Origin of the sequence: Pseudomonas sp. TNT2022 ID642 (assembly GCF_028656995.1) — a bacterium.
Classification (GTDB): domain Bacteria; phylum Pseudomonadota; class Gammaproteobacteria; order Pseudomonadales; family Pseudomonadaceae; genus Aquipseudomonas.
In genome coordinates this window covers 16,032-40,310 of record NZ_JAMDGW010000026.1, presented here as the reverse complement: position 1 = coordinate 40,310, position 24,279 = coordinate 16,032, and the positions used below count along the sequence as shown (strand labels likewise).

The 24,279-nt window shown below is 61.7% G+C and carries 12 protein-coding genes (1 of these 12 cut by a window edge); 5 read left to right on the top strand and 7 right to left on the bottom strand.

Going from position 1 to position 24,279, the window contains the following annotated elements; genetic code table 11:
- Window positions 1–357: 357 nt before the first annotated feature.
- The 3 genes from M5G26_RS23985 to inhA all read right to left on the bottom strand — a co-directional run bounded on the left by M5G26_RS23985 (window position 358) and on the right by inhA (window position 3,733).
- Window positions 358–1,923, bottom strand: coding sequence for a methyl-accepting chemotaxis protein (locus M5G26_RS23985; RefSeq protein ID WP_064389791.1), 1,566 nt, complete (start codon window positions 1,921–1,923; stop codon window positions 358–360).
- Window positions 1,924–2,025: 102 nt separating this feature from the next.
- Window positions 2,026–2,817, bottom strand: a complete 792-nt coding sequence (locus M5G26_RS23980; protein ID WP_273916654.1) for a CPBP family intramembrane glutamic endopeptidase — start codon at window positions 2,815–2,817, stop codon at window positions 2,026–2,028.
- 229 nt (window positions 2,818–3,046) lie between these two features.
- Window positions 3,047–3,733: an isonitrile hydratase gene (gene inhA / locus M5G26_RS23975; protein ID WP_134174947.1), complete on the bottom strand. Its 687-nt coding sequence runs from the start codon at window positions 3,731–3,733 to the stop codon at window positions 3,047–3,049.
- A gap of 89 nt (window positions 3,734–3,822) precedes the next feature.
- Here inhA and M5G26_RS23970 point away from each other — a divergent pair, with 89 nt between their 5' ends.
- Window positions 3,823–4,797 (top strand): GlxA family transcriptional regulator, encoded by a 975-nt coding sequence (locus M5G26_RS23970; protein ID WP_273916653.1) that lies wholly within the window; start codon window positions 3,823–3,825, stop codon window positions 4,795–4,797.
- 22 nt (window positions 4,798–4,819) lie between these two features.
- On the opposite strand, the gene M5G26_RS23965 is transcribed toward M5G26_RS23970, so the two are convergent.
- From M5G26_RS23965 to M5G26_RS23955, 3 genes are all read right to left on the bottom strand, one after another.
- The gene (locus tag M5G26_RS23965) at window positions 4,820–5,209 is read right to left on the bottom strand and encodes a hypothetical protein (RefSeq protein ID WP_273916652.1); all 390 of its coding nucleotides are present in this window, start codon (window positions 5,207–5,209) and stop codon (window positions 4,820–4,822) included.
- 311 nt (window positions 5,210–5,520) lie between these two features.
- Complete coding sequence (locus M5G26_RS23960; RefSeq protein ID WP_273916651.1) at window positions 5,521–7,347, bottom strand: glycoside hydrolase family 15 protein; 1,827 nt, start codon at window positions 7,345–7,347, stop codon at window positions 5,521–5,523.
- On the bottom strand, window positions 7,340–8,140 hold the full coding sequence (locus tag M5G26_RS23955) for a glucose 1-dehydrogenase (RefSeq protein ID WP_273916650.1): 801 nt from the start codon (window positions 8,138–8,140) through the stop codon (window positions 7,340–7,342). Before M5G26_RS23955 ends, M5G26_RS23960 begins: the two co-directional genes overlap by 8 nt.
- Before the next feature lie 260 nt (window positions 8,141–8,400).
- Between M5G26_RS23955 and M5G26_RS23950 the strand changes: the two genes are divergently transcribed.
- Window positions 8,401–9,573, top strand: a complete 1,173-nt coding sequence (locus tag M5G26_RS23950; RefSeq protein WP_273916649.1) for an MFS transporter — start codon at window positions 8,401–8,403, stop codon at window positions 9,571–9,573.
- A gap of 101 nt (window positions 9,574–9,674) precedes the next feature.
- On the opposite strand, the gene M5G26_RS23945 is transcribed toward M5G26_RS23950, so the two are convergent.
- Window positions 9,675–10,808 (bottom strand): cupin-like domain-containing protein, encoded by a 1,134-nt coding sequence (locus M5G26_RS23945; protein ID WP_273916648.1) that lies wholly within the window; start codon window positions 10,806–10,808, stop codon window positions 9,675–9,677.
- Window positions 10,809–10,937: 129 nt separating this feature from the next.
- On the opposite strand from M5G26_RS23945, the gene M5G26_RS23940 reads away from it, so the two are divergent.
- The 3 genes from M5G26_RS23940 to M5G26_RS23930 form a co-directional block, all read left to right on the top strand.
- Window positions 10,938–11,675, top strand: coding sequence for a thioesterase II family protein (locus tag M5G26_RS23940; protein ID WP_038365340.1), 738 nt, complete (start codon window positions 10,938–10,940; stop codon window positions 11,673–11,675).
- A gap of 255 nt (window positions 11,676–11,930) precedes the next feature.
- Window positions 11,931–24,251, top strand: coding sequence for a non-ribosomal peptide synthetase (locus M5G26_RS23935; RefSeq protein WP_273916647.1), 12,321 nt, complete (start codon window positions 11,931–11,933; stop codon window positions 24,249–24,251).
- Window positions 24,251–24,279, top strand: the beginning of a protein-coding gene (locus tag M5G26_RS23930; protein ID WP_273916646.1) for a non-ribosomal peptide synthase/polyketide synthase. It continues 14,959 nt past the right edge of the window; only the first 29 of its 14,988 coding nucleotides appear in the window; the start codon lies at window positions 24,251–24,253; the stop codon falls past the right edge of the window. The genes M5G26_RS23935 and M5G26_RS23930 overlap by 1 nt, the downstream gene beginning before the upstream one ends.

Below are 24,279 nucleotides of genomic sequence, written 5' to 3'. Positions count from 1 at the left end.
AAAAAAGTTCTATAGAACAGGCATTCCTCTGAGGAAGCCTTTTCTCCAAATCGTTTCGCGTTTTTTTGTAACAAGGTCACGATAGAGTCCGTGCGCCAGGCGTACAAGCCAGCGGATTCTGTCGTTGATGTAGGCAATGGCGAGAGGGTCTGTAGGCTTTAGGTGGTGCTGCAATGTATGCTTTAAACGCATCTTGGGTTGATCTTAAACGCCTTCCGCGAAGTGACGTGATCGTCGAGGTTCCTGCATGGCCAGCGCTTGTTGCGAAAGCGGCCTGCCCAACAACGTCCATTTCATACAGGCAACAAAAAACCCGGAAGCTCTCGCCATCCGGGTTTTTTGTTATCGCCAGTTCAATCAGCGGTTAAACCGCTCCACCAACGAGTACTGCGTATTCGCCGTCTTCGTCAGCTCTTCACTCAGCAACGCCGAGTTATGCGCCTGCTCCGACGTCTGATCCGCCAACTCCGAAATATTGCTGATGTTGCGGCTGATCTCTTCAGCCACCGCACTTTGCTCTTCCGTCGCCGCAGCAATCTGCGTGGTCATGTCGGTGATATTAGCCACCGCTTCACTGATCCCGACCAACGCCTGATCCGCTTCCAGCACCCGCGCTACACCTTCTTCAGCCTGACGATGCCCGGCTTCCATGGTCTGCACGGCACTCGAAGCCGTCTGCTGCAACTTGGCGATCAGGGCGTGAATCTGCCCGGTCGATTCGCTGGTGCGTTGCGCCAATTGGCGAACTTCATCGGCCACTACCGCGAAACCACGGCCCATCTCACCGGCACGTGCCGCTTCGATCGCAGCGTTCAGTGCCAGCAGGTTGGTCTGGTCGGCGATGCCTTTGATCACGTCGACCACGCCGCCGATTTCGTCGCTGTCCTTGGCCAATTGGGTCACGGTCAGGCCGGTTTCCCCTACAACCACCGACAAGCGCTGAATGGCTTCGCGGGTTTCCCCGGCGATGTCACGGCCGCGACCGGTCAGGCGATTGGCTTCCTGAGTGGCGTCGGCGGTGCGCTGCACGTGGCTCGCTACTTCCTGAGTAGTGGCGGCCATTTGGTTGACGGCGGTGGCGACCTGTTCGGTTTCCACGCGTTGACGTTCCAGACCGGTGGAGCTGTTGTGCGCCAGGGCGTCGGACTGCTTGGCCTGATCGGTCAGGTGTTCGGCGGTGTCCTGCAGACGGGTCAGGCAGGTTTTCAGGCGAGCTTCCTGGCTGAGGATCGACATTTCCAGACGCGCCTGGGCGCCACGGCTGTCGGTGTACATCTGCGCGATCAGCGGGTCGGAGGTGGTCTGCTCGGCCAGGCGCAGCAGGCGTTTGAGCCCGCGTTGCTGCCATTGCAGGCCCATCAGGCCCAGCGGCACCGACAGACCGGCGGCGAGGGCGAAGCCCCACTGCGAGTTCAGGGTCGCGCCGATCACGAAGCTCAGTTGGCTGACCAGAATGAACGGCAGCCAGTCTTGCAGCACCGGCAGCCATTTGTCGCTGGAAGGGATCGCCGACTTGCCTTGGTTGATGCGTTGGTAGAGCGCTTCGGCGCGGCGGATCTGTTCGGCGGTGGGTTTGATCCGCACCGACTCGTAACCGACCACCTGATTGCCGTCGAACACCGGTGTGACATAGGCGTTAACCCAGTAATGGTCACCGGTCTTGCAGCGATTCTTGACAATGCCCATCCATGGCAAGCCTTGTTTCAATGTGCCCCACATGTGCGAAAACACCGCCGCCGGGACGTCGGGGTGACGGACCAGGTTGTGCGGCGCACGGATCAGTTCCTCACGCGAAAACCCGCTGATCTCGACGAAAGCGTCGTTGCAGTAGGTGATCACGCCCTTGGCGTCGGTTGTGGAAATCAACCGCTGCTGAGCCGGGAAAGTCCGTTCGCGTTGTGTAATGGGCTGGTTGTTACGCATGGTTTTTCAATCCGCAAGGCTTTGAAAGGTTGTCGGCGGTGACAGCTTTTTATTGAAATTTTTTTTCAATAATCAGCACAGCGTCGCAAAACGGCGCTTGCTTCAGCCGGCGAGCATCGGATAGGTGAACAAACTGAAGTGCAGCAGGTTCAGGCCGAAATGCGTGGCGATTGCCGCGCCGAGCCCGCCAAAACGGTAGGCCAGACCATAGCCGACCCCCGCCAGACCCGCCAGCAACACCCAGGTCCAGCCCGCGCCGGCATGCACCAGACCAAACAGCAGCGAGGCCAGCAGCAGGGCGAGATTTTCACCGTAAGGCAGGTGTTTGAAGCGCTGGCTGAGGCCGCCCTGTATATAGCCGCGAAACAGCGCTTCCTCGACCAAAGTCACCAGCAGCAGGTTGTTCAACACCCACAACCACGCCACATCCGGCCATTTCGGTGCCCAAGCGATCACGCCCAGCAACAGCGCGCCGCCGAGGGCGAGAATCGCGCTCAAGGTCAGGGCGAGGGCGGTGGCGTACACGCTGAGGCGCAACGAACGTCGCCCGACAATCCATGGGCAAACCAGCAACAGCCAGAAGCCAACCAGCGGTTTATCAAGATTCAGGTACATCGCGAACGGCACGGCGTTGTCTGTGAAGCGTTGCGGATCAATGGCGCGACCGTTGGCGAAGCCCGGCAGCCAGTGCAGAGCCAGCGCCAAGGCCAGCACGATGAACAGGCCATGGCCGAGAAAACGTGCGACCGGCACCTGTTGCTGGCGCACCGCAAAGCCTGCGAACACCAGCAATCCAACGGAAATCAAAGCCAGCCAGCCGAGGTGGCCGTAGCTTAGCGCCCATCCGTAACCGAGGCTGAGAAGCGCCAGATAGAGCCATGGCAAAGCCTTCATCGAAAGTCCCTGTGCAAATTTGTGGAAGGGCTTTCTACACGGGTGGGGGCGCGGGGACAAGTGAGGATGAAGGGGGAAACCGGGGCAGCACACAAACCTATGGTCAACCCCTTTACCTGTGGGAGCTGGCTTGCCAGCGATGAGGCCTGTTCAGCCGACATCTTCATTGACTGGTCCACCGCTATCGCTGGCAAGCCAGCTCCCACAGGGTTTTGTGTTTGCCTGGGAATCAGTGCAAGTTGAGTTTCGCTGCCGCGCGCTCGGTGATTTCCGTGCGCAGCTTCAGCGATGGCGCGGCGCGCAATCGTGCTTCATCGACAATCGCACTCGGCGCAGTCTCCGGGCTGCCCGCGTTGAACGGCGGTGCCGGGGCATACTCCAATTGCAACTGAATCAGTTGCGCCGCGTCGGCCCCCACCAACTCTTCCGCCAGCACCAAGGCAAAATCGATCCCCGCTGTGATCCCGCCACCGGTAAACAGATTGCCGTCACGCACCACCCGATCCTTCACCGCGATCGCGCCCAGCGTCGGCAGCAGATCGTGATACGCCCAATGCGTGGTCGCGCGTTTGCCTTGCAGCAGGCCAGCCGCGCCGAGCACCAGCGAACCGGTGCACACTGAGGTCACATACTTCGCCTGAAGGGCCTGGCGTTTGATGAAGTCCAGTGTTTGCGCGTCTTCCATCAACGGCCCGACACCGCCGCCGCCGGGAATGCAGATCACATCCAGACACGGGCAATCCTCGAACGTGGTGGTCGGTTTAAGCAGCAGGCCGGTGCTGGCGGTGACCGGCATCAGATCCTTCCAGATCAGATGCACCTGCACGCCCGGCAGCGAGGCGAGCACGTCGTACGGCCCGGTCAGGTCGAGTTGCTGAACCTGTGGAAACAACAGAAAGCCGATCTGCAACGTCATCGTTCTTGCTCCATGAAAAGAGGTGGACGGCTTCACTGTAGGCGCGTAGGTTCTGGCGCATACGCCAATAACCCCACGAATTACGCCAAATGCCCAAAGCCATCCACGTACTCGCGTTTGCCAACATGCAGATCCTCGACGTCACCGGGCCGTTGCAGGTGTTCGCCTCGGCCAACGATATTGCCCGTCAGCGCGGCTTGCCGATCCCGTACGCGCCGAGCGTGATTGCCAGCGGCGGCGGGGCGGTGATGTCGTCGGCGGGTCTGGCGGTGTTGGCCGAGCCGTTGCCTGAAGCGCCCAGCGATACGTTGATCATCGCCGGTGGTTGGGGCATTTATCCTGCCGCTGAAGATGTGCTTTTGGTCGATTGGGTACGCGAACACGCCGCCAAATGTCGACGCGTGGCCTCGGTGTGCACAGGCGCTTTTTTGCTGGCGGCCAGTGGCTGGCTCGACGGTCGCCGAGTCGTCACCCACTGGACCCGCTGCGAACAATTGGCGCAGCAGCATCCGAAACTGCAAGTCGAGTCCAATCCGATTTTCATCAACGACGGCCCGGTATGGACCTCTGCGGGGGTGACCGCTGGCATCGATCTGGCACTGGCGATGGTTGAAGAGGATCTGGGCAGCGACATCGCCCTGGACGTCGCCCGCCATCTGGTGGTGTTCCTCAAACGCCCGGGCGGGCAATCGCAATTCAGCGTGACTTTGTCGTTGCAGAATCAGGGCAATCGGTTTGATGAGTTGCACGCATGGATCGCCGAAAACCTCACCTGCGATCTTGGCGTGCTGACCCTGGCCGAGCAGGCGGGCATGAGCGAACGCAGCTTCGTCCGCCACTACCGCGCCGACACCGGCCAGACCCCGGCGCGGGCGATTGAACTGATCCGTGTTGAAACGGCGCGGCGACTGTTAAGCGACACCGGCTTGCCGGTCAAACGGATCGCGGCCAATTGCGGGTTTGGCAGTGAAGAAACGTTGCGGCGCAGTTTCCTGCGCGCTATTGGCGTAACGCCGCAGGCTTATCGGGAGCGGTTTTCGGTCAGCGCTGCAGTCGATCCCTAATGCCTAGAGGGTTCTCCTGGAGTCAGGCCTCGGCTTCCGCTACTTGATTGAAGTATTTCGTCCGGTCCGGGGTAAACGTCACCACCATCTTCGTCCGCGAACAGGTCAGCGAACGCTCCTGACTCAAATCAATATCCAGATCCTCGCCGCGCAGCCCTTGCCACTGCGCCAGATACTTCAGCGAGCCGTACTTTTCGAGCTTCTTCAGGCTACGGCTCACGCCACCTTTCCAGCCGAGTACCGGCAATTCGCCGTCGCGGCATTGTTGGGCGAGATTGGGAAAACGCGCGGCGCGCTGGCGGCCGACTTCCCAGCATTTGATCAGGCCTTGGTCGGCGGCTTCCCAGAGTTGGGTGCGGGTCAGGCCCGTGCGAAGAGGGGCGTCGATGTTGCGCTGGACGTGCTGGGACATTCTGGTTCCTTGAATTCGGGTTTTGTTGGACAGCTCCGCTGTGCCCGTTGCGGTGGATGGTAGGGGCGGATGTAACCGCTGGCAACAAGGTATTTCGGGGTGTAAGTGCAAGTTACGAGGGGAGCTTGGCGTGGTGTTTGTGAGTTTTTTGCGGGCATTGATTTACACAAAGTGTCGCCGCAGGTAACCGCTGCAAGGCCCAGCGCCGAAATTCGGCGCTGGTTGATGTGTGTGGTGTGTAGGCCGGCTTCCCACAAGAGGCGTTTAAAGTGCGATATGTCTGACAGACGCTGACGAAGAACCGGACGAGTTCAAGGCTGCCACTCACTCTTTTCCCCGCTCAAGCGTCGATCCAGAAAACTCGCCGCGCTGATCAGCGCCAGATGCGTCAGTGCTTGCGGCGTATTGCCCAGATGCCGGCCATGGCTGTCGAATTCCTCGGCATACAACCCCAGCGGATTGGCATAACGCAGCAATTGCTCAAACTCCAAATGAGCTTTTTCCACTTGCCCGGCGCGGGCCAGGCATTCGACGTACCAGAACGAGCACGCGGCGAAGGCGCCTTCGGTGCCAGCCAGGCCATCGATATTGCTGTCGTCATTGCGATAGCGATACACCATGCCATCGCGCACTAACGTCTTTTCGATGGCTTCGAGGGTCGACAACCAGCGCGGATCCTTGGCGCTGACGAAGCGCACCAACGGCATCAACAGCATCGAGCCATCCAGCGCCGTGCCACCCTTGTACTGCACGAAATGCCCGCGCTCTTCATTCCAGAAGTTGTCCCAGATATCGGCATATATCGCTTGCCGGGTCTGATCCCATTGCGCAAACGGTGCCGGCAGCGAACGTTTCGACGCCAAACGAATCGCCCGGTCCAGCGCTACCCAGCACATCAGCCGCGAGTGCAGAAAGTGATGCTGCTCACCGCGCATTTCCCAAATGCCGACATCCGTGGTCTGCCACGTCTCACAAACTTGATCGACGACTTCACGCACATGTTTCCAGCCTTCGTGGGAAATCGCGTCGCCGTATTTGTTGACCAGATACACCGCGTCCATCAGCTCGCCGAAGATGTCGAGCTGGATCTGGTCGTACGCGCCATTGCCGATGCGCACCGGTTTCGCGCCGCCGTGTCCCGACAGGTGATCAAGTTCGGTTTCCGGCAATTCCTGTTGTCCGTCGATGGCGTACAGAATATTCAGTTTCACCGGTTGCCCGTGGCAATCGCTGACCCGTCCGCGCAACCAGCCCATGTAGGCGTTGGCTTCGCCGACAAAACCCAGGCGCATGAACGCGTACACCGTGAACGAGGCATCGCGGATCCACGTGTAGCGGTAATCCCAGTTGCGTTCGCCGCCCGGCGTTTCCGGCAGACCGAAGGTGGCGGCGGCGAGAATCGCGCCGTGTTTGCGCGAGGTCAGCAGCTTGAGCGCGAGGGCCGAACGGTTGACCATTTCCCGCCAGCGGCCGCGGTAAATCGACTGACCAATCCAGTCGCGCCAGAACTTCAGGGTGCGTTCCATGCACAAGTGTCCGGCGCCTTCGGCGAATCGTGGATCATCGGTCGCCCCGAGCATGAACGCCGCCGTTTCATCTTGCTTGAGGGTGAATTGCGCCACCGCCGCTTGCGCGTCGATCTGCATCGGCTGGTCCGAAGCCAGGCGCAGTGACGGTTGGCCAGCAGCGCTGAACGTCACGTCTTGTTGATCCATCTCGGCTCGGGTGTCGGCTCGGGCGTAGTCGTGGCGCACGGCGCAGCGCATTGTGAAAGTCGCTTCGCCGCTGACCACGCGCACCCGCCGCATCAGCAGCGGCAGGGCATCGTCACTGTCTCCGATGGGCAGCAGATCGGTGACTTCGACCACGGCGCGCTCACTCAGCCAGCGGGTTTGCAGAACATTGGTGTCCGGCAGATAGATCTGCTCGCGGCGCGCGTCGGGCAAGTCCGGCGCCAACTGGAAAATCCCCGCGTCGGGGGTATCCAGCAACGAACAGAAAATCGACGGACTGTCGAACTCCGGCCAGCAGAAAAAATCCACGCTGCCACGGTCGTTGACCAGTGCCGCACTGCGCATGTCGCCGATGATGCCATGGGCGTCGATCGGGCTTTGTCGTTCCAGGTGATGCTCAGCCATTGCCGCGAAACTCCGGATAGAGGCTCATGCCGCCGTCGATGAACAGGGTGGTGCCAACGATGTAATCGGAGGCGTCGGAGGCGAGAAAGACCACCGCGTTGGCGACGTCTTCAGCATCGCCGATGCGTCCGTAGGGAATCAGATCAAGCAGCTTTTCAGCGGCCGCGCCTTCGGTGGCGTCTTTATTGATCGCCGTGCGAATCGCCCCGGGCGCGATGCCGTTGATGCGGATGCGTTGATGGCTGACTTCCTGCGCGAGGGTCTGCATCAACTGATCGACGCCGCCCTTGGACGCGGCGTAATTGACGTGGCCGGCCCAGGGAATGCGCTGGTGCACCGAGCTCATGTGAATGATTTTGCCGGCGGCGCGCGAAACGCCTTCACGAATGCCCTGGCGATTGAATATGCGCAGGGCAGCGCGGGCGCAGAGGAACTGCCCGGTGAGGTTGACGCCGATGACTGCGTTCCAGTCGTCCAGCGACATATCCACAGCAGCGGCGTCTTTTTGCATACCCGAGTTGGCCACCAGAATATCCAGTGAGCCGAAGGCATCGATAGCCGCAGCGAACAGCCGTTCAACCTCGTCTTCCTTTGATACGTCGGCGCGGATGGCGATGGCCTGGCCACCGTCAGCGATGATCTGCCGGGCCAATGCTTCGGCGGGTTCTGCCTGGCGGTTGTAGTTGATGACCACTGCGGCGCCGGCAGCAGCGAGGGCTGTGGCGGCAGCGTGACCGATGCCGGAGCTGGCGCCGGTGATCAGGGCTACTTGTCGGGCGAGGGAGATTTGCATGCTGGGTCGCGCCTTGAGTGAGGGCTTATTTAGCTGACCGGTAACAAACAGTGAGAGTTCATTCGGCAGAAAGGGCAGTGGTGTTTTCGCCGACGCTTTCGCGAGCAGGCTCGCTCTCACACTGGATCGGCGTCGTACACAAATCCTCCTGTGGGAGCGAGCCTGCTCGCGAGGGGGCCTTCACATTCCACCAACAATTCCTCGCTTCCCCGACACCCGACCCTATGGCAACTTGGCGGCCCTTGATGAGACGGCAACCCATGGCAAACCCCTACCGCGAATTGTTCAACGCCCCCGGCGCACGAAATTTTGTGCTGGCCGGGATGATCGCGCGCATGCCGATTTCCATGACCGGTATCGGTGTGATCACCATGCTTTCTCAGTTGAAGGGTGGCTATGCGTTGGCCGGTGCGGTGGCGGCGATGTTTGCCTTGGCCACGGCGTTTTGCGCGCCACAGGTGTCGCGTCTGGTTGACCGTTATGGCCAGCGAAAAATTCTCCCGATATCGGCATTGCTCGGCGGCGGGGCACTGTTGATGTTGCTGCTCTGCACCCGCTTGCAGGCGCCGACCTGGACGCTGTTCATTTTCGCCGCGCTGGCCGGGTGCATGCCGAGCATGTCGGCGATGGTGCGGGCGCGCTGGACGGAAATCTATCGCGGCCAACCGCAACTACAGACTGCGTATGCGCTGGAGTCGGTGCTCGATGAGGTCTGCTTTATTGTCGGTGCGCCACTGTCAGTCGGATTGTGCGTGACGCTGTTTCCCGAAGCCGGGCCGTTGGCGGGACTGTTGATGCTGGCAATCGGCGTTACAGCGTTTGTCGCCCAGCGCAGCACCGAGCCAACGGTGCATCCGCATGAGGAACACCATCAAGGCTCGATCATTCGCTCCACGGACATGCGACTGCTACTGCTGTTGATGACGGCCATGGGCGTCATCGTCGGCGTCATCGATGTGGTCAGCGTCGCGTTCGCCCAGCAACAGGGGCAGCCCGCGGCGGCAAGTATCGTGTTGTCGGTTTATGGTATTGGCTCATTTCTGTCCGGTATCGCCTTCGGCGCCATGCGCTCGAAACTGCCGTTGCCGCAACTGTTTTTGTACGGCGGCGTGGCGACAGCGGTGACGACGTTGCCGCTGTTGCTGGCGAGCAATATTTTCGGCTTGTCGGTGGCCGTGTTCGTCGCCGGGTTGTTCTTCTCGCCGACGCTAATTGTGGCGATGGCGTTGATCGAACGCATTGTGCCGCCGGCCAAGCTCACCGAAGGCCTGACCTGGCTGGTGACCGGTTTGAGTATCGGCGTGGCGATGGGTGCTGCTGGCGCTGGCGCGCTGGTGGATGCCTTCGGCGCGCGCAGCGGGTTCTGGCTGGCGATTGTGGCCGGAGCGGTGGTGCTGGGCTCGGCGATACAAAGCTACCGCCATCTCAAGTAGGAGCTGCGGCACGCTGCGATCTTTTGATCTTGATCGTTAAAGTCAAAAGATCGCAGCCTCGTTTCACTCGACAGCTCCTACAAAGCGGAGGTGGCAACTGTTTACCAGCCCCGTCCCGAATTCACCCAGAAATTCACCGACAGTGAAGTCGACACCGACTCCACCTGATGGAACCAGCCCTCCGGTAGGAACAGCAGATCCCCAGCCTCCAGCGTTACGCGCAGGAACGTCACGTCCCGAGCGGCGGGGAAGCGCTCGTAGTCCGGCGCATCCGGGTTGAAATCGCAACCATCCAGACCGCCCTTGGGCGCCGTCGACCAGGTGCCCAAGGCTTCACGATGATGCGGTGCGGCAAGGGTGAATTTCTTCTGCCCCCAGACCTGCGCGAAGAGGTTGTCGGTGTCGTCACGATGCAACGGCGTCAATGTGCCTTTCGGCCCGATCCAGATACGCGGCGGAATGAATAACGAGGCGTCGAAGTAGGCCGGGTATTTGATCTGTTGCATCAGCTGCGCCGGCAGGATGTTGTTGCCCATGTAGGCGGGTGGTTCGCCATTCGCACCTTTGGCCGCCGGTTTGTCCAGCGAGGCGATGAAGTCGGCCATCGACGTGGAGCGAAAATCACGCTCGGTGGAGAAGGTCTTCTTCACGTAGTCGCCATGGCGGGTGATGCCTTGCAGCTCGGCGAAATGCACCAGCGATTCCTCACGGCTGAGCTTGAACAGGGGCCAGTCCTGCAGCGCATTGCTGATCACTACGGGAATGCCATTGGGCAGATAGCGGCTTTTGAACTCGGTGACCGACAGTTCGCTGCGCGCAAGGCGTTCGATGCTGCTTTGGGTCGGCAGGCTGGCGGTGAGTTTTTCACTGAAGCGCGGCGGGGTCGGGTAACGCTTGTTCATGTCGACTTTTTCCGCCACGACGCGGCCGTGCATCGCATGTTCGATGATCTGCGGCAGCATCGTCGCCAGGCCCATGTTGCCGCCGATCTTCAGGCGCCCGCTGGCGAACAGCTCTTCGACGTTGGCCATGCCGCTCATGATCCCGAGGAAATCGCGCTCGGCGACTTCAATGGTCACGTCCGGGCTGGCGTGGCGTCCGGGCACGGTGCGGCTGCTGGCCTTGACCTCGGACCAGTAGGCCTGCTGCGGACCAAACACGAATTGAAAAACGCCTTCGATGCCGACGGCGCCGGCATTGGCGAACAGTTTGCCCAAAATGCTCTGCAGGTCCACGGTGATCCCTCATTATTGGTTTTGGCCTGAACAGTTAACGAGCGCCTGTTGGGGGAATTTACCGGTTGCTGACTAATTTGCCCGACGCGGGATCCGTCTCTCTCTACAGATGAATTTTTCGAGGAAAGCGTGGTGACCAAGCTGACCCTGCTGTGCCTGCCGTATTCCGGCGCCAGTGCCATGGTCTACAGCCGCTGGCGGCCGAAACTGCCGCAATGGCTGCACTTGCAACCGGTTGAGCTGCCGGGGCGCGGTGCACGCTTTGGTGAGCCGCTGCACACCGATATGCGTGGGCTGGCGATGCAACTGGCCAAGGAACTGCGCCCGACACTCAAGACGCCTTATGCGCTGTTCGGCCATAGTCTGGGTGCATTGCTGGCCTGCGAAATGGCGCATGCCTTGCGTGCGCTGGGTTGTCCGGAGCCGGTGGCGATGTTCGCTTCCGGCACCGCGGCGCCGACCATGCGGGCCGATTACGATCGCGGCTTCGCCGACCCCAAGACTGACGCCGAGTTGATCGAGCAGTTGCGTACACTCAATGGCACCAGCGAAGAAGTGCTGGCCAACGAAGAGCTGATGAGCCTGACCCTGCCAATCCTGCGCGCGGATTTTCAGCTGTGTGGCAAGTTCGAACCGCTGGCGCGACCGCTGCTCAACTGCCCGGTGCATGTGCTCGGCGGCAAGGCTGACCGCGCTACCACCGAGCAATTGATCGGCTGGAGCAAGGAGACCCGCGGCAGTTTCTCGGTGGATATGCTCGCGGGCGGGCACTTCTTTATTCATGAGCATGAAGCGAAGGTATTGAAGGTGATCAAGGATCAGCTCGATGTACACCATCGCCGGCATGCTATGGCCGCCACCGCCTGAACTTCCCCTCACGCAGCTCTCTCCCGTAGGAGCTGCGGCACGCTGCGATCTTTTGATCTTGTCTTTGAAAAGCAGAATCAAAAGATCGCAGCCTCGTTTCACTCGTCAGCTCCTACAGGGTTTTGGTTGGCGGCAGAATCACTGTCTGCCTCCCGCCTGACAGTTATTCTCATTCGCTAATTTTTCCGGTCTGCATTCGTTTTATAGGGATGACGTGCCTTTGTGCTTCCTGCCTACTGATCCGGATGCTGAGAAATGAATGCTGAAGACTCCTTGAAACTTGCTCGCCGGTTTATCGGGTTGCCCCTGGAAAAGCGCCAGATGTTCCTCGCGGCCCTGCAAAAGGAGGGTGTGGATTTCGCCCGGTTTCCGATCCCGGCCGGGATCGAAGCCGAGGATCGCCAAGCGCTGTCCTACGCGCAGCGACGCATGTGGTTTCTCTGGCAACTCGATCCGCACAGCGGCGCCTATAACCTGCCGGGCGCGGTGCGCCTGAGCGGTCGCCTGAACCTCGGCGCGCTGGAGCAAGCTTTCGCCAGCCTGGTCGAGCGTCACGAAACCCTGCGCACGGTGTTCCAGCGCCAAGCGGACGACAACTTGCTGCAAGTGCCGGCCAGTGCGCCGTTGCTGATCAAGCATGAAGACTTCAGTGCGCTGCCGGCCCTCGAGCGTGAGCAGGCCGTGGTCCGCGCCGCTGAGCTGCAATCGGTATTGCCGTTCGATCTGGCCGTCGGCCCGTTGCTGCGGGTGACCTTGCTCAAGCTCGCCGAGCAGGAACATGTCCTGCTGCTGACCCTGCATCACATCGTTTCCGATGGCTGGTCGATGAACGTGCTGATCGACGAGTTCATTCGTTGCTATGACGCTTTCGACGCCGGCCAGCCACCACAGCTGTCCGCGTTGCCGATCCAGTACAGCGACTATGCGTTGTGGCAGCGCCGTTGGCTGGAGGCGGGCGAACAGGCGCGCCAGCTCGATTACTGGCAAGCACAACTGGGCGACGAACACCCGGTGCTGGAGCTGCCGCTGGATCATGCCCGCCCGGCGATGCCGAGCTATCGCGGCACCCGTTACGAATTCGCCATTGATGAGCAACTGGACGAGCAGCTGCGCAACACCGCGCAGCAGCATCAGGTCACCCTGTTCATGTTGTTGCTCGGTGCCTTCAACGCGCTACTGCATCGCTATACCGGTCAGACCGACATCCGTGTCGGCGTGCCGATTGCCAACCGTAACCGTGGCGAAATCGAAGGGCTGATCGGTTTCTTCGTCAACACTCAGGTGCTGCGCACCCAACTGGACGGTCAGACGCGGGTCGACGATCTGCTGCGCGCGATCAAGGAAACCGCGCTCGGCGCTCAGGCGCATCAGGATCTGCCGTTCGAGCAACTGGTCGAAGCGCTGAAACTGGAGCGTAGCCTCAGTCACACGCCACTGTTCCAGGTGATGTACAACCATCAGCCGCAAGTGGCCGATATCGCCAGCCTCAGCACGGCGTCCGGCCTGGTGCTCGACAGCCTCGACTGGCAGAGCCGCACCACCCAGTTCGACCTGACCCTCGATACCTACGAGAAGGGCGGAAAACTGCATGCCGCACTGACTTACGCCAGCGACTTGTTCGAGGCTTCAACCATCGAGCGCATGGCGCGCCACTGGTTGCGCTTGCTCTCGGCCATGGTCGCCGATCCGGCGCAACGCGTCGGCGAGTTGCCGCTGCTGGAAGCCGAGGAACAGCACACGCTGGTGCACGACTGGAACAACGTCCACGCGGTTTATCCGACCGAAACACCGATCCATCAACTGATCGAAGCGCAGGTCGCGCGCACGCCGAATGCGCCGGCGCTGCTGTTCGGCGAGCAGACCCTGAGCTACGCCGAACTGGATGCCCGCGCCAACCGCCTCGCGCATTTGCTGCGTGAGCAAGGCGTGCGGGCCGACAGTCTGGTCGGTGTGTGCGCCCTGCGTTCGGTGGAAATGGTCGTCGCGCTGCTGGCGATTCTCAAGGCTGGCGGCGCCTACGTGCCACTCGATCCGGAGTACCCGCAGGAACGTCTGGCCTACATGATCGAGGACAGCGGCATCACCTTGCTGCTGACTCAGGATGCTTTGCGGGCATCGCTGCCGACTGACGGCGTGCAGGTCATCACGCTGGATCAGCCGGACCTGCTCGACAGCTATAGCGACAGCCGCCCGGACGTCAGCGTCGATTCGCTGAACCTGGCTTATGTGATTTACACCTCGGGTTCCACTGGTAAACCCAAAGGCGCTGGCAACAGTCACGCCGCGCTGGTCAACCGTTTGTGCTGGATGCAAGAAGCCTACGGCCTCGACGCCAGCGATTCGGTGTTGCAGAAAACCCCGTTCAGTTTCGACGTGTCGGTCTGGGAGTTTTTCTGGCCGCTGCTGACCGGCGCGCGTCTGGTGGTTGCTGCGCCAGGTGCGCACCGCGATCCGTTGCAACTGATCGACGTCATCAACCGCCACGGCATCAGCACGCTGCACTTTGTGCCGTCGATGTTGCAGGCGTTCATTCACGAGGCGGGCGTTGAAAGCTGCGTCGGCCTCAAGCGCATCGTCTGCAGCGGTGAAGCGCTGCCACTGGACGCGCAACTGCAAGTCTTCGCCAAACTGCCGAATGCCGGCCTCTACAACCTCTACGGCCCGACCGAAGCGGCGATCGACGTGACCCACTGGACGTGTGTTGACGAAGGCGCCGACAGCGTGCCGATCGGCCGGCCGATCGCCAACCTGCGCACCCATGTGCTTGATGCCGAGCTGCTGCCGGTACCGAGTGGCGTGGCCGGCGAACTGTACCTGGGCGGCGCCGGGCTGGCGCGCAGTTATCACCAGCGTCCGGCGCTGACTGCCGAGCGGTTTGTGCCGTGCCCGTTCCACGCCGGCGCGCGCCTGTACCGCACCGGAGACCGTGTGCGTCAGCGCGCCGACGGCGTGATCGAATACCTCGGTCGTCTCGACCATCAAGTGAAACTGCGCGGTCTGCGCATCGAATTGGGCGAAATCGAAACCCGCCTGATGCAGCATCCGCTGGTGCGCGAAGCGGTGGTGTTGGTGCAGGGCGGCAAGCACTTGGTGGCTTATCTGGTGCTGGAAAATGCCCAGGCGGACGAGCAGTGGCAGCAGGACGTCAAGGCGTGGCTGCTCGGCAGCCTGCCGGAATTCATGGTGCCGACTTACCTGATCACGCTGAGCAAACTGCCGGTCACCGCCAACGGCAAACTCGATCGCAAAGCCTTGCCGCAACCGGATGCCGCGCCACAGCAAGCGTTCGTCGCGCCGCAGGATGCGCTGCAAAAAGCCTTGGCGGCGATCTGGGAAGACGTGCTCGGCCTTGAGCGCGTCGGTCTCGAAGACAACTTCTTCGAACTGGGCGGCGACTCGATCATCTCGATTCAAGTGGTCAGCCGTGCGCGGCAGGCCGGGATTCGTCTCAGCCCGCGCGACCTGTTCCAGTACCAGACCGTGCGCAGCCTCGCGCTGGTTGCCACGCTGGATAATCAGACCTCGGTAGACCAAGGGCCGGTGACCGGCGTCGCCGCGCTCGGGCCGATCCAACAGCATTTCTTCAGCCGCGCGATGCCACTGCGTGAACACTGGAACCAGTCGCTGCTGCTGACCCCGCGCGACACCTTGAATGCGCAGTGGCTGGATGCCGCGCTGACGCAGGTGATCAATCATCACGACGCCTTGCGCCTGCGCTTTGTCGAAAGCGCCGACGGTTGGCAGCAAAGCCATGGCTCGCTGGTGGACAGCGCTGACCTTTGGCTGCGTGATGCCGCGTCCGCTGAACAATTGCAGGTTCTGTGCAACGAAGCCCAGCGCAGCCTCGACCTGCAGAACGGTCCGCTGCTGCGTGCACTGCTGGTGACGATGGCCGATGGCACGCAGCGCCTGGCGTTGATCATTCACCATTTGGCAGTTGACGGTGTTTCCTGGCGGGTGCTGCTGGAAGATGTTCAGCAGGCTTACGAGCAATTGGCGGCGGGCGGCGGCATTCAGTTGCCGGCCAAGACCACTGCCTTCCAGAACTGGACCGCGCGCCTCGAAAGCGCCGCTGCACGCTTCGATGAACAACTGGATTACTGGAAAACCCAGCATCAAGCTGCGCAGGATCTGCCGTGCGAACGTCCCGATGGCAGCCTGCAAAACCTGCACGGCGAAAAAATCGAATGGCGCCTCGACGCCGAGCGCACTCGCCAGTTGCTGCAACAGGCACCGGCGGCGTATCGCACGCAGGTCAACGATCTGTTGCTGACCGCATTGGCCCGCACCATCAGCCGCTGGAGCCAGCAGCCCGGCACGTTGATCGAACTGGAAGGGCATGGCCGCGAAGACCTGTTCGATGACATCGACCTGACCCGCACCGTTGGCTGGTTCACCAGTCTGTTCGCGGTCAAGCTGACGGCTAGCGACGATCTCGACGGTTCGATCAAGGCGATCAAGGAGCAACTGCGCGCGGTGCCGGACAAAGGTCTGGGCTACGGCGTGCTGCGTTATCTGGCGGCACCGGCGGTGCGCGCCGAACTGGAGCAGTTGGCGCCGCCACGGATTACCTTCAACTACCTCGGTCAGTTCGACCGCCAGTTCGACGAAGCCGCGCTGTTCGTACCGTCCGCCGAAACCAGCGGTGTCGCGCAGGATCCGGCCGCGCCTCTGGCCAACTGGCTGACCGTGGAAGGTCAGGTGTATGGCGGTGAACTGGCGATGAGCTGGGGTTTCAGCCGCGAAATGTTCGACAGCACTACCGTGCAGAAACTGGTGGATCAGTACGCCAGCGAACTGCATGCGCTGATCGAGCATTGCTGCACGTTGCAAGCCGCGCAAGCGACGCCTTCGGACTTCCCGCTGGCGCGCGTGACGCAAGCGCAACTGGATGCGCTGCCGGTGCCGGCAGGTCAGCTCGACGATGTTTATGCACTGTCGCCGATGCAGCAGGGCTTGCTGTTCCACACCCTTTACGAGCAAGCGGCGGGTGAGTACATCAACCAGTTGCGCGTTGACGTACAAGGTCTCGATCCCGAGCGGTTCCGCGCTGCGTGGCAGGCCACCGTCGATGCGCAGGACATTCTGCGCAGCGGTTTTGTCTGGCAGGGCGAGCTGGCGCAGCCGCTGCAGATCGTCCACAAGCAGGTGCAACTGCCGTTCAGCACGCTGGACTGGCGCGATCGCGACGATCAGCCCGCAGCGCTCGCGGCCTTGGCCGATGCCGAGCGTCAGCAGGGTTTCGATCTGAGCTGTGCGCCACTGCTGCGACTGGTTCTGGTGCAGACCGGCGCCGAACAATGGCATTTGATTTACACCCATCACCACATCCTCATGGACGGCTGGAGCAACTCGCAGTTGCTCGGCGAAGTCTTGCAGCGCTACAACGGTCGCACGCCGCTGAATGGCGGCGGGCGTTATCGCGATTACATTGCCTGGCTGCAACGCCAGGACGGCCAACTGAGTGAGGATTTCTGGAACGGCCAATTGGCCGCCCTGCAAGAGCCGACGCGACTGGCGCGCGCGGCTACCGCTGGCGAGAACCAGAGCGGCCACGGCGATCATTACCTGACACTGGATGTGCAGCGCACCCAGGCGCTGGAAACCTTTGCCCGCCAGCAAAAAGTTACCGTCAACACCTTGGTGCAAGCAGCATGGTTGCTGTTGCTGCAACGCTACACCGGCCACGAAGCCGTGGCGTTCGGTGCGACCGTGGCCGGGCGGCCGGCGGATCTGCCGGGCATCGAGCAGCAGGTCGGTCTGTTCATCAACACCTTGCCGGTGATCGGCACGCCGCGTCCGGATCAAAGCGTTGGCAGCTGGCTGCAAGCGGTACAGGCGCAAAACCTCAGCCTGCGCGACTTTGAACACACGCCGCTGGCTGATATCCAGCGTTGGGCCGGGCAGGGCGGTGAAGCGCTGTTCGACAATATTCTGGTGTTCGAGAACTACCCGATTGCCCAGGCGCTGAGTCAGGCCGGACAAGGACTGACATTCGGCGAGGTCGGCAACCTCGAGCAGACGCACTATGCGCTGAGCGTGGCCGTTACGCTCGGCCAGCAACTGGCGTTGCACTACAGCTTTGATCGCGGCCAGTTTGCCGGCGATGTCATCGCCGGCATCAGTGCGCACCTGCTGCAATTGCTTGAGCAGTTCGCCGTGTCCGCCGAACGCAACCTCGGTGAAATCGCCTTGGCAGATGCTCAAGAGCAGGCGCGCCAGCAAGCCGAAAACCAGCCGCAGCCGTACCCGCTCGACATCGGCGTGCATCAGCGCATTGCCGCGCTGGCCGCAGAAAATCCGCAACGCACGGCGGTGATCTTCAACGGTCAGCGTTTCAGCTACGGCGAGATCGATCAGCGCGCCAACCAACTGGCACACGCGCTCATCGCCCGTGGCGTCGGCGCGGAAACCCGCGTTGGCGTAGCCCTGCCGCGCAGTGAGTCGGTGATCGTCGCGCTGCTGGCCGTGCTCAAGGCCGGCGGCGCCTATGTGCCGCTGGACACCAGCTACCCACGCGAACGTCTGGCTTATCTGATCGAAGACTCCGGGCTGGCGCTGCTGATCAGCGACTCGTCGGTGTCGGCGCAATTGCCGGTCGATGAATCGGTGCCGTTGCTGGAACTGGATCGTCTCGATTTGCGCGAGTTACCGATCAAGGCACCACAGGTGCAGCTCGATCCGCACAACCTCGCCTATGTGATCTACACCTCCGGTTCCACCGGCAATCCAAAAGGCGTCAGCGTCGCCCACGGCCCGCTGGCCATGCACTGCCAAGCCATCGGCCAACGCTATGAAATGCGTGACAGCGACTGTGAATTCCACTTCATGTCGTTCGCCTTCGACGGTGCCCACGAGCGCTGGCTGACCAGCCTGACCCACGGCGCGTCGCTGCTGATTCGCGACGACAGCTTGTGGACGCCGGAGCAGACCTACAACGCGATGATCGAACACGGCGTGACCGTGGTCGCCTTCCCGCCGGTGTACCTGCAACAGCTGGCCGAACACGCCGAGCGTGTCGGCAATCCGCCGAAAGTACGCATCTATTGCTTCGGCGGTGATGCGGTGCCCAACGCCAGTTTCGAGCGCGTTAAGCGTGCGCTCGATCCGGACTACATCATCAACGGCTACGGCCCGACCGAAACCGTGGTCACGCCGCTGATCTGGAAGGCCGGGCGCGAAGTGCCGTGTGGCGCTGCGTATGCGCCAATCGGCAGCCGCATTGGTGACCGTAGCGCTTATGTGCTCGACGCCGATCTGAACCTGCTGCCGCAAGGCATGGCCGGTGAGTTGTACCTTGGAGGTACAGGGCTGGCGCGGGGTTATCTGAACCGTCCGGGGCTGACCGCCGAGCGCTTTGTCGCTGACCCGTTCAGCACCACCGGCGGTTTGCTTTATCGCACTGGCGACCTGGTGCGTCAGCGCGCCGATGGTACGTTCGACTACCTGGATCGCATCGACAATCAGGTGAAGATTCGCGGTTTCCGCATTGAGCTGGGCGAAGTCGAGGCAGCCCTGCAAGCGCTCGACGGCGTGCGCGAAGCGGTGGTCGTGGCGCAGGAAGGCAGCGCCGGCAGTGGCAAGCGTCTGGTGGCGTATGTGGTGGGCGATTCCAGCCGTGCCGACTTCACCGACGATCTGCGTGCGCAACTCAAGGCGACGTTGCCGGGGCACATGGTGCCGGCGTATGTCTTGCGCCTGGAGCGCATGCCGCTGACACCGAACGGCAAACTCGATCGCAAGAACCTGCCGAAACCGGACGTCAGCCAACTGCAACAAACTTACGTTGCACCGCAAACGGCGCTGGAGCAGCAACTGGCAACGATCTGGCAAGACGTGCTCAAGCTTGAGCAGGTCGGTATCAGCGACAACTTCTTCGAGCTGGGCGGTGACTCGATCATCTCGATTCAAGTGGTCAGCCGCGCGCGGCAGGCCGGGATTCGCTTTACACCCAAAGACCTGTTCCAGCACCAGACTATTGCCGCGTTGGCAGCAGTGGCGCAGACCGGTGAAGCGCTGCAACTGATCGATCAGCAACCGGTCACCGGCAGTACGGCGCTGCTGCCGATCCATCAGGAGTTCTTCGCGCAGGCGATTCCCGATCGTCATCACTGGAACCAGTCAGTGATGCTCAAACCCAATCAACCCCTGAATGCTCACGTGCTCGAGCAGGCGCTGGATGCCTTGGTGCTGCATCACGACAGCTTGCGTCTGGAGTTTGCCGAGCAGGCTGAGCGTTGGGTCGCGCAATATCGCGACGTTGCCACGCAAGCCGGCGAGACCATCCTCTGGCAAGTAGAGGTCGCTGACCTCGCGGCGCTGGAGGCCCTGGGTGAAAAGGCCCAGCGCAGTCTGCAATTGAGCGGCGGCTCGCTGATTCGCGCGGTGTTGGCGAATCTGGCTGACGGTACGCAACGCCTGTTGCTGATCGTGCATCACTTGGTGGTCGACGGCGTGTCGTGGCGGATCCTGTTCGAAGACCTGCAAAACGCTTATCGGCAGATTCTCGCGGGTAACCCCGTGCAATTGCCGGCCAAGACCAGCGCAGTCAAAGCCTGGGCAGCAGCATTGCAGGACTATGCGGCAACCCCGGCGCTGCAAGCCGAACTGGGCTTCTGGCAGCAGCAGTTGCAGGGCGCTTCGGCTGCCTTGCCTTACGACCATCCGCATGGCGGGCAGCAACACGATCAGGCGCTGACGATCCGCAGCAAACTGGACAAAGCCCTGACCCGTCAACTCTTGCAGGATGCGCCACAGGCTTATCGCACGCAGGTCAACGATCTGCTCCTGACCGCATTGGCGCGAGTGATGGTGCGCTGGACCGGTGCTGATAACGCGTTGGTCTTGCTCGAAGGCCACGGTCGCGAAGACCTCTTCGACAGCATTGACCTGACCCGCAGCGTCGGCTGGTTCACCAGTGTGTTCCCGGCGCGACTGTCGCCGGTGGCTGAACTCGGCGCATCGCTCAAGCAAGTCAAGGAGCAACTGCGGGCGATTCCGCACAAGGGCATCGGCTTCGGTGTGCTGGCGCATCTGGGCGATGAGCAGTCTCGCAAGGCATTGCAAGGCTTGCCGGCACCGCGCCTGACGTTCAACTATCTGGGCCAGTTCGACGGCAGTTTCGATGCGGCCGACCAAGCCTTGTTCGCACCGACCAGCGAAGCCGGCGGTGCCGAAGTCAATATGCAAGGGCCGCTGGGCAATCCGCTGGCGCTGAACGGCAAAGTCTTCGGCGGAGAACTGGACCTGAGCTGGACCTACAGCGGCGCCATGTTCGACGCGGCGACCATTCAGCGTCTGGCCGATGACTACGTGCAAGAGCTGACCGCGCTGATCGGCCATTGCTGCGACACCGGCAACCGTGGCGTGACGCCGTCGGACTTCCCGCTGGCGCACCTGTCGCAAGCGCAACTGGATGCGCTGGTGCTGGAGCCGCAAGGCATCGATGACATCTATCCGCTGTCGCCGATGCAGCAGGGCATGCTGTTCCACACCTTGCTCGAACACGGCAATGGCGACTACATCAACCAGATGCGCCTCGACGTCGATGGCGTCGACCCGCAGCGTTTCCGCGCGGCCTGGCAAGCAGTGGTGGATGCGCACGATATCCTGCGCAGTGGTTTCTTCTGGCAGGGCGACTTGCCGCAACCGGTGCAAGTGGTGCAGCGCCAGGTCGAGGTGCCGTTCAGCGTACTCGACTGGAACGGCAAGGCTAATCTGGATTCGGCGTTGCAAACCCTGGCTGATGAGGAGCGCGCACTGGGCCTGGATCTCAACAGTGCGCCGTTATTGCGCCTGGTGCTGGTGCGCACGGCGACCGACCGTCATCACCTGATCTACACCAACCATCACATCCTGATGGATGGCTGGAGCAGCGCGCAGTTGCTCGGCGAAGTGCTGCAGCATTATCGCGGCGAAGCGGTGCCGCGTCCGGCGGGTCGCTATCGCGACTACATCGGCTGGCTGCAGCGTCAGGATGCGGCGGCTGCCGAGAATTACTGGCTGGCAACGCTGGGCAATCTGCAAGAGCCGACGCGTCTGGCCAACGCCATCGCGCGGCCAATCGACGCTTTGCCAAGTGTCGGTTATGGCGACCATTACCAAGTGCTGGACGCCGACCTGAGCGTGCGTCTGGGTGAATTTGCCCGTGCCTCGAAAGTCACCGTCAACACGCTGGTGCAAGCTGCGTGGCTGTTGCTGTTGCAGCGTTACACCGGCAAGGACTGTGTGGCATTCGGTGCGACCGTGGCCGGGCGTCCGGCGGATCTGCCGGGGGCTGAAGAACAGATCGGTCTGTTCATCAACACCTTGCCAGTGGTGGCCGCGCCGCAAACGCAGCAGAGTCTGGCCAGTTGGCTGCAAGCCGTGCAGGCGCAGAACCTCGCGTCCCGTGAGTTCGAACACACGCCACTGGCGGACATTCAGCGCTGGGCCGGGCAGGGCGGTGATGCGCTGTTCGACAGCCTGATGGTGTTCGAGAACTATCCGATTGGCGAAGCGCTGGAGCGTGGCGCGCCGCAGGGGTTGCGTTTCGGCGCGGTGGTCAATCAGGAGCAGACCAACTATCCGTTGACCTTGCTGGTGAGCATGGGCGCGCAACTGTCGGTGCATTTCAGCTATCAGCGCGACAGCTTCGCCCCGGCCAGCGTGGCGCAGTTGGGTGCGCATTTGCAGCGCTTGCTCAGCCAGATGACCGGCGCGGGCGAATGCTTGCTCAGCGAGTTGAACCTGATCGACAACGGCCCGAGTGTCGACACTGATTTCGTCACCGAGCTGTGCATTCATCAAGGCATTGCCCGCCAAGTGGCAGCAACTCCGGATGCGCTGGCGGTGACCTTCGCCGATACGCGACTGACCTACGCCGAACTGGACGCGCGAGCCAACCGTCTCGCGCACAAACTGATCGCGTTGGGTGTCGGCCCGGAAGTGCGGGTGGGCGTGGCGATGCCGCGTTCCGAACAGTTGCTGATTGCCTTGCTGGCGGTGCTCAAATCCGGTGGCGCGTATGTGCCGCTGGACCCGGATTACCCGGCTGATCGCGTTGCCTACATGCTCGAAGACAGCCGTGCGCGGGTGCTGCTCACTGAGCAGGCCGTTGCCGCAACCCTGAGCGTGCCGGGCGATACGCAAGTGCTGCTGATGGATCAGGTGTCATTGAGCGGATATTCAACGGTTGCACCTCAAACCACGGTGCAGCCGGACAACCTCGCCTATGTGATCTATACATCGGGTTCCACCGGCAAACCGAAAGGCGTGGCCATCGCCCATCGCAACGTCATGGCGCTGATCGACTGGTCGGCCAAGGTCTACAGCCGTGACGATATTCAAGGCGTGCTGGCGTCGACTTCGGTGTGCTTCGACCTGTCGGTGTGGGAGCTGTTTGTCACATTGGCCAACGGCGGTTCGCTGATCATTGCGCGTAACGCTTTGGAGTTGCCGCAGTTGCCGGCTCGCGATCAGGTACGCCTGATCAACACCGTGCCGTCGGCCATTGCTGCACTACAACGCGCCGGGCAGATTCCTGCGAGCGTGCGCATCATCAATCTGGCTGGTGAACCACTCAAGCAAGGCCTGGTCGACGCGTTGTATCAGCAGCCAACCGTAGAGCATGTCTACGACCTCTATGGCCCGTCGGAAGACACCACCTATTCGACCTGGACTCGCCGCACCGCCGGTGGCCAGCCGCGTATCGGTCGTGCTCTCGAGCACAGCGTCAGTCATTTGCTTGACGCCGATCTGCAAGCGGTGCCGCAAGGGATTTCCGCCGAGCTGTACCTGTCCGGCGCCGGTATCACTCGTGGTTATCTGGGCCGTGCGGCGATGACTGCCGAGCGCTTCGTGCCGAACCCGTTCGTCGGCAATGGCGAGCGCATGTACCGCACCGGCGACCTGATTCGTGAGCGCGAAGAGGGTGAGCTGGAGTACATGGGCCGGATCGACCATCAGGTGAAAATTCGTGGATTCCGCATCGAACTGGGGGAGATCGAGGCGCGATTGCTCGCTCAACCGGCAGTCACCGAAGCGGCGGTGCTTGCCGTTGAAGGCGAGGGCGGTGCGCAACTGGTGGCCTATGTGGTCGCCCCGCAACTGGATCTGTACGACGGCGAAGCCCAGCGGCAACTGCGCGACGGACTAAAGACTGGCCTCAAGTCTTCGTTACCTGACTACATGATTCCCGCGCACCTGCTGTTCCTTGAGCAGTTGCCACTGACCCCCAACGGCAAACTCGACCGCAAGGCCCTGCCTGCGGTGGATGCCAGCCAGATGCAGGCCGCGTACGTCGCGCCGCAGAGTGAGCTTGAGCAGCAGGTCGCGGTGATCTGGCAGCAAGTGCTCGAGGTTGAACGCATCGGTCTGAACGATCACTTCTTCGAACTGGGCGGGCACTCGCTGCTGGCGGTCAACGTGGTGTCGCGCATGGCCCTTGAACTGGGCCTGACGCTGACCCCGCAACTGTTATTCCAGCACCCCGTCCTGAGTGACTTCGTCGCTCGACTCGATACAGGAGGCGGGGCAATCAACGAACAGAAACTGAGCAAGCTGGAAGCCCTGCTTGACGATATGGAGGAAGTCTGATGGACAAGAGTGTTGCTTTGAGGGTAGC

Bases quoted from the DNA above. Each gene is read 5' to 3' on its own strand.
- M5G26_RS23985 (WP_064389791.1), bottom strand. From the start codon at position 1,923: ATGCGTAACAACCAGCCCATTACACAACGCGAACGGACTTTCCCGGCT.
- M5G26_RS23980 (WP_273916654.1), bottom strand. From the start codon at position 2,817: ATGAAGGCTTTGCCATGGCTCTATCTGGCGCTTCTCAGCCTCGGTTAC.
- inhA (WP_134174947.1), bottom strand. From the start codon at position 3,733: ATGACGTTGCAGATCGGCTTTCTGTTGTTTCCACAGGTTCAGCAACTC.
- M5G26_RS23970 (WP_273916653.1), top strand. From the start codon at position 3,823: ATGCCCAAAGCCATCCACGTACTCGCGTTTGCCAACATGCAGATCCTC.
- M5G26_RS23965 (WP_273916652.1), bottom strand. From the start codon at position 5,209: ATGTCCCAGCACGTCCAGCGCAACATCGACGCCCCTCTTCGCACGGGC.
- M5G26_RS23960 (WP_273916651.1), bottom strand. From the start codon at position 7,347: ATGGCTGAGCATCACCTGGAACGACAAAGCCCGATCGACGCCCATGGC.
- M5G26_RS23955 (WP_273916650.1), bottom strand. From the start codon at position 8,140: ATGCAAATCTCCCTCGCCCGACAAGTAGCCCTGATCACCGGCGCCAGC.
- M5G26_RS23950 (WP_273916649.1), top strand. From the start codon at position 8,401: ATGGCAAACCCCTACCGCGAATTGTTCAACGCCCCCGGCGCACGAAAT.
- M5G26_RS23935 (WP_273916647.1), top strand. From the start codon at position 11,931: ATGAATGCTGAAGACTCCTTGAAACTTGCTCGCCGGTTTATCGGGTTG.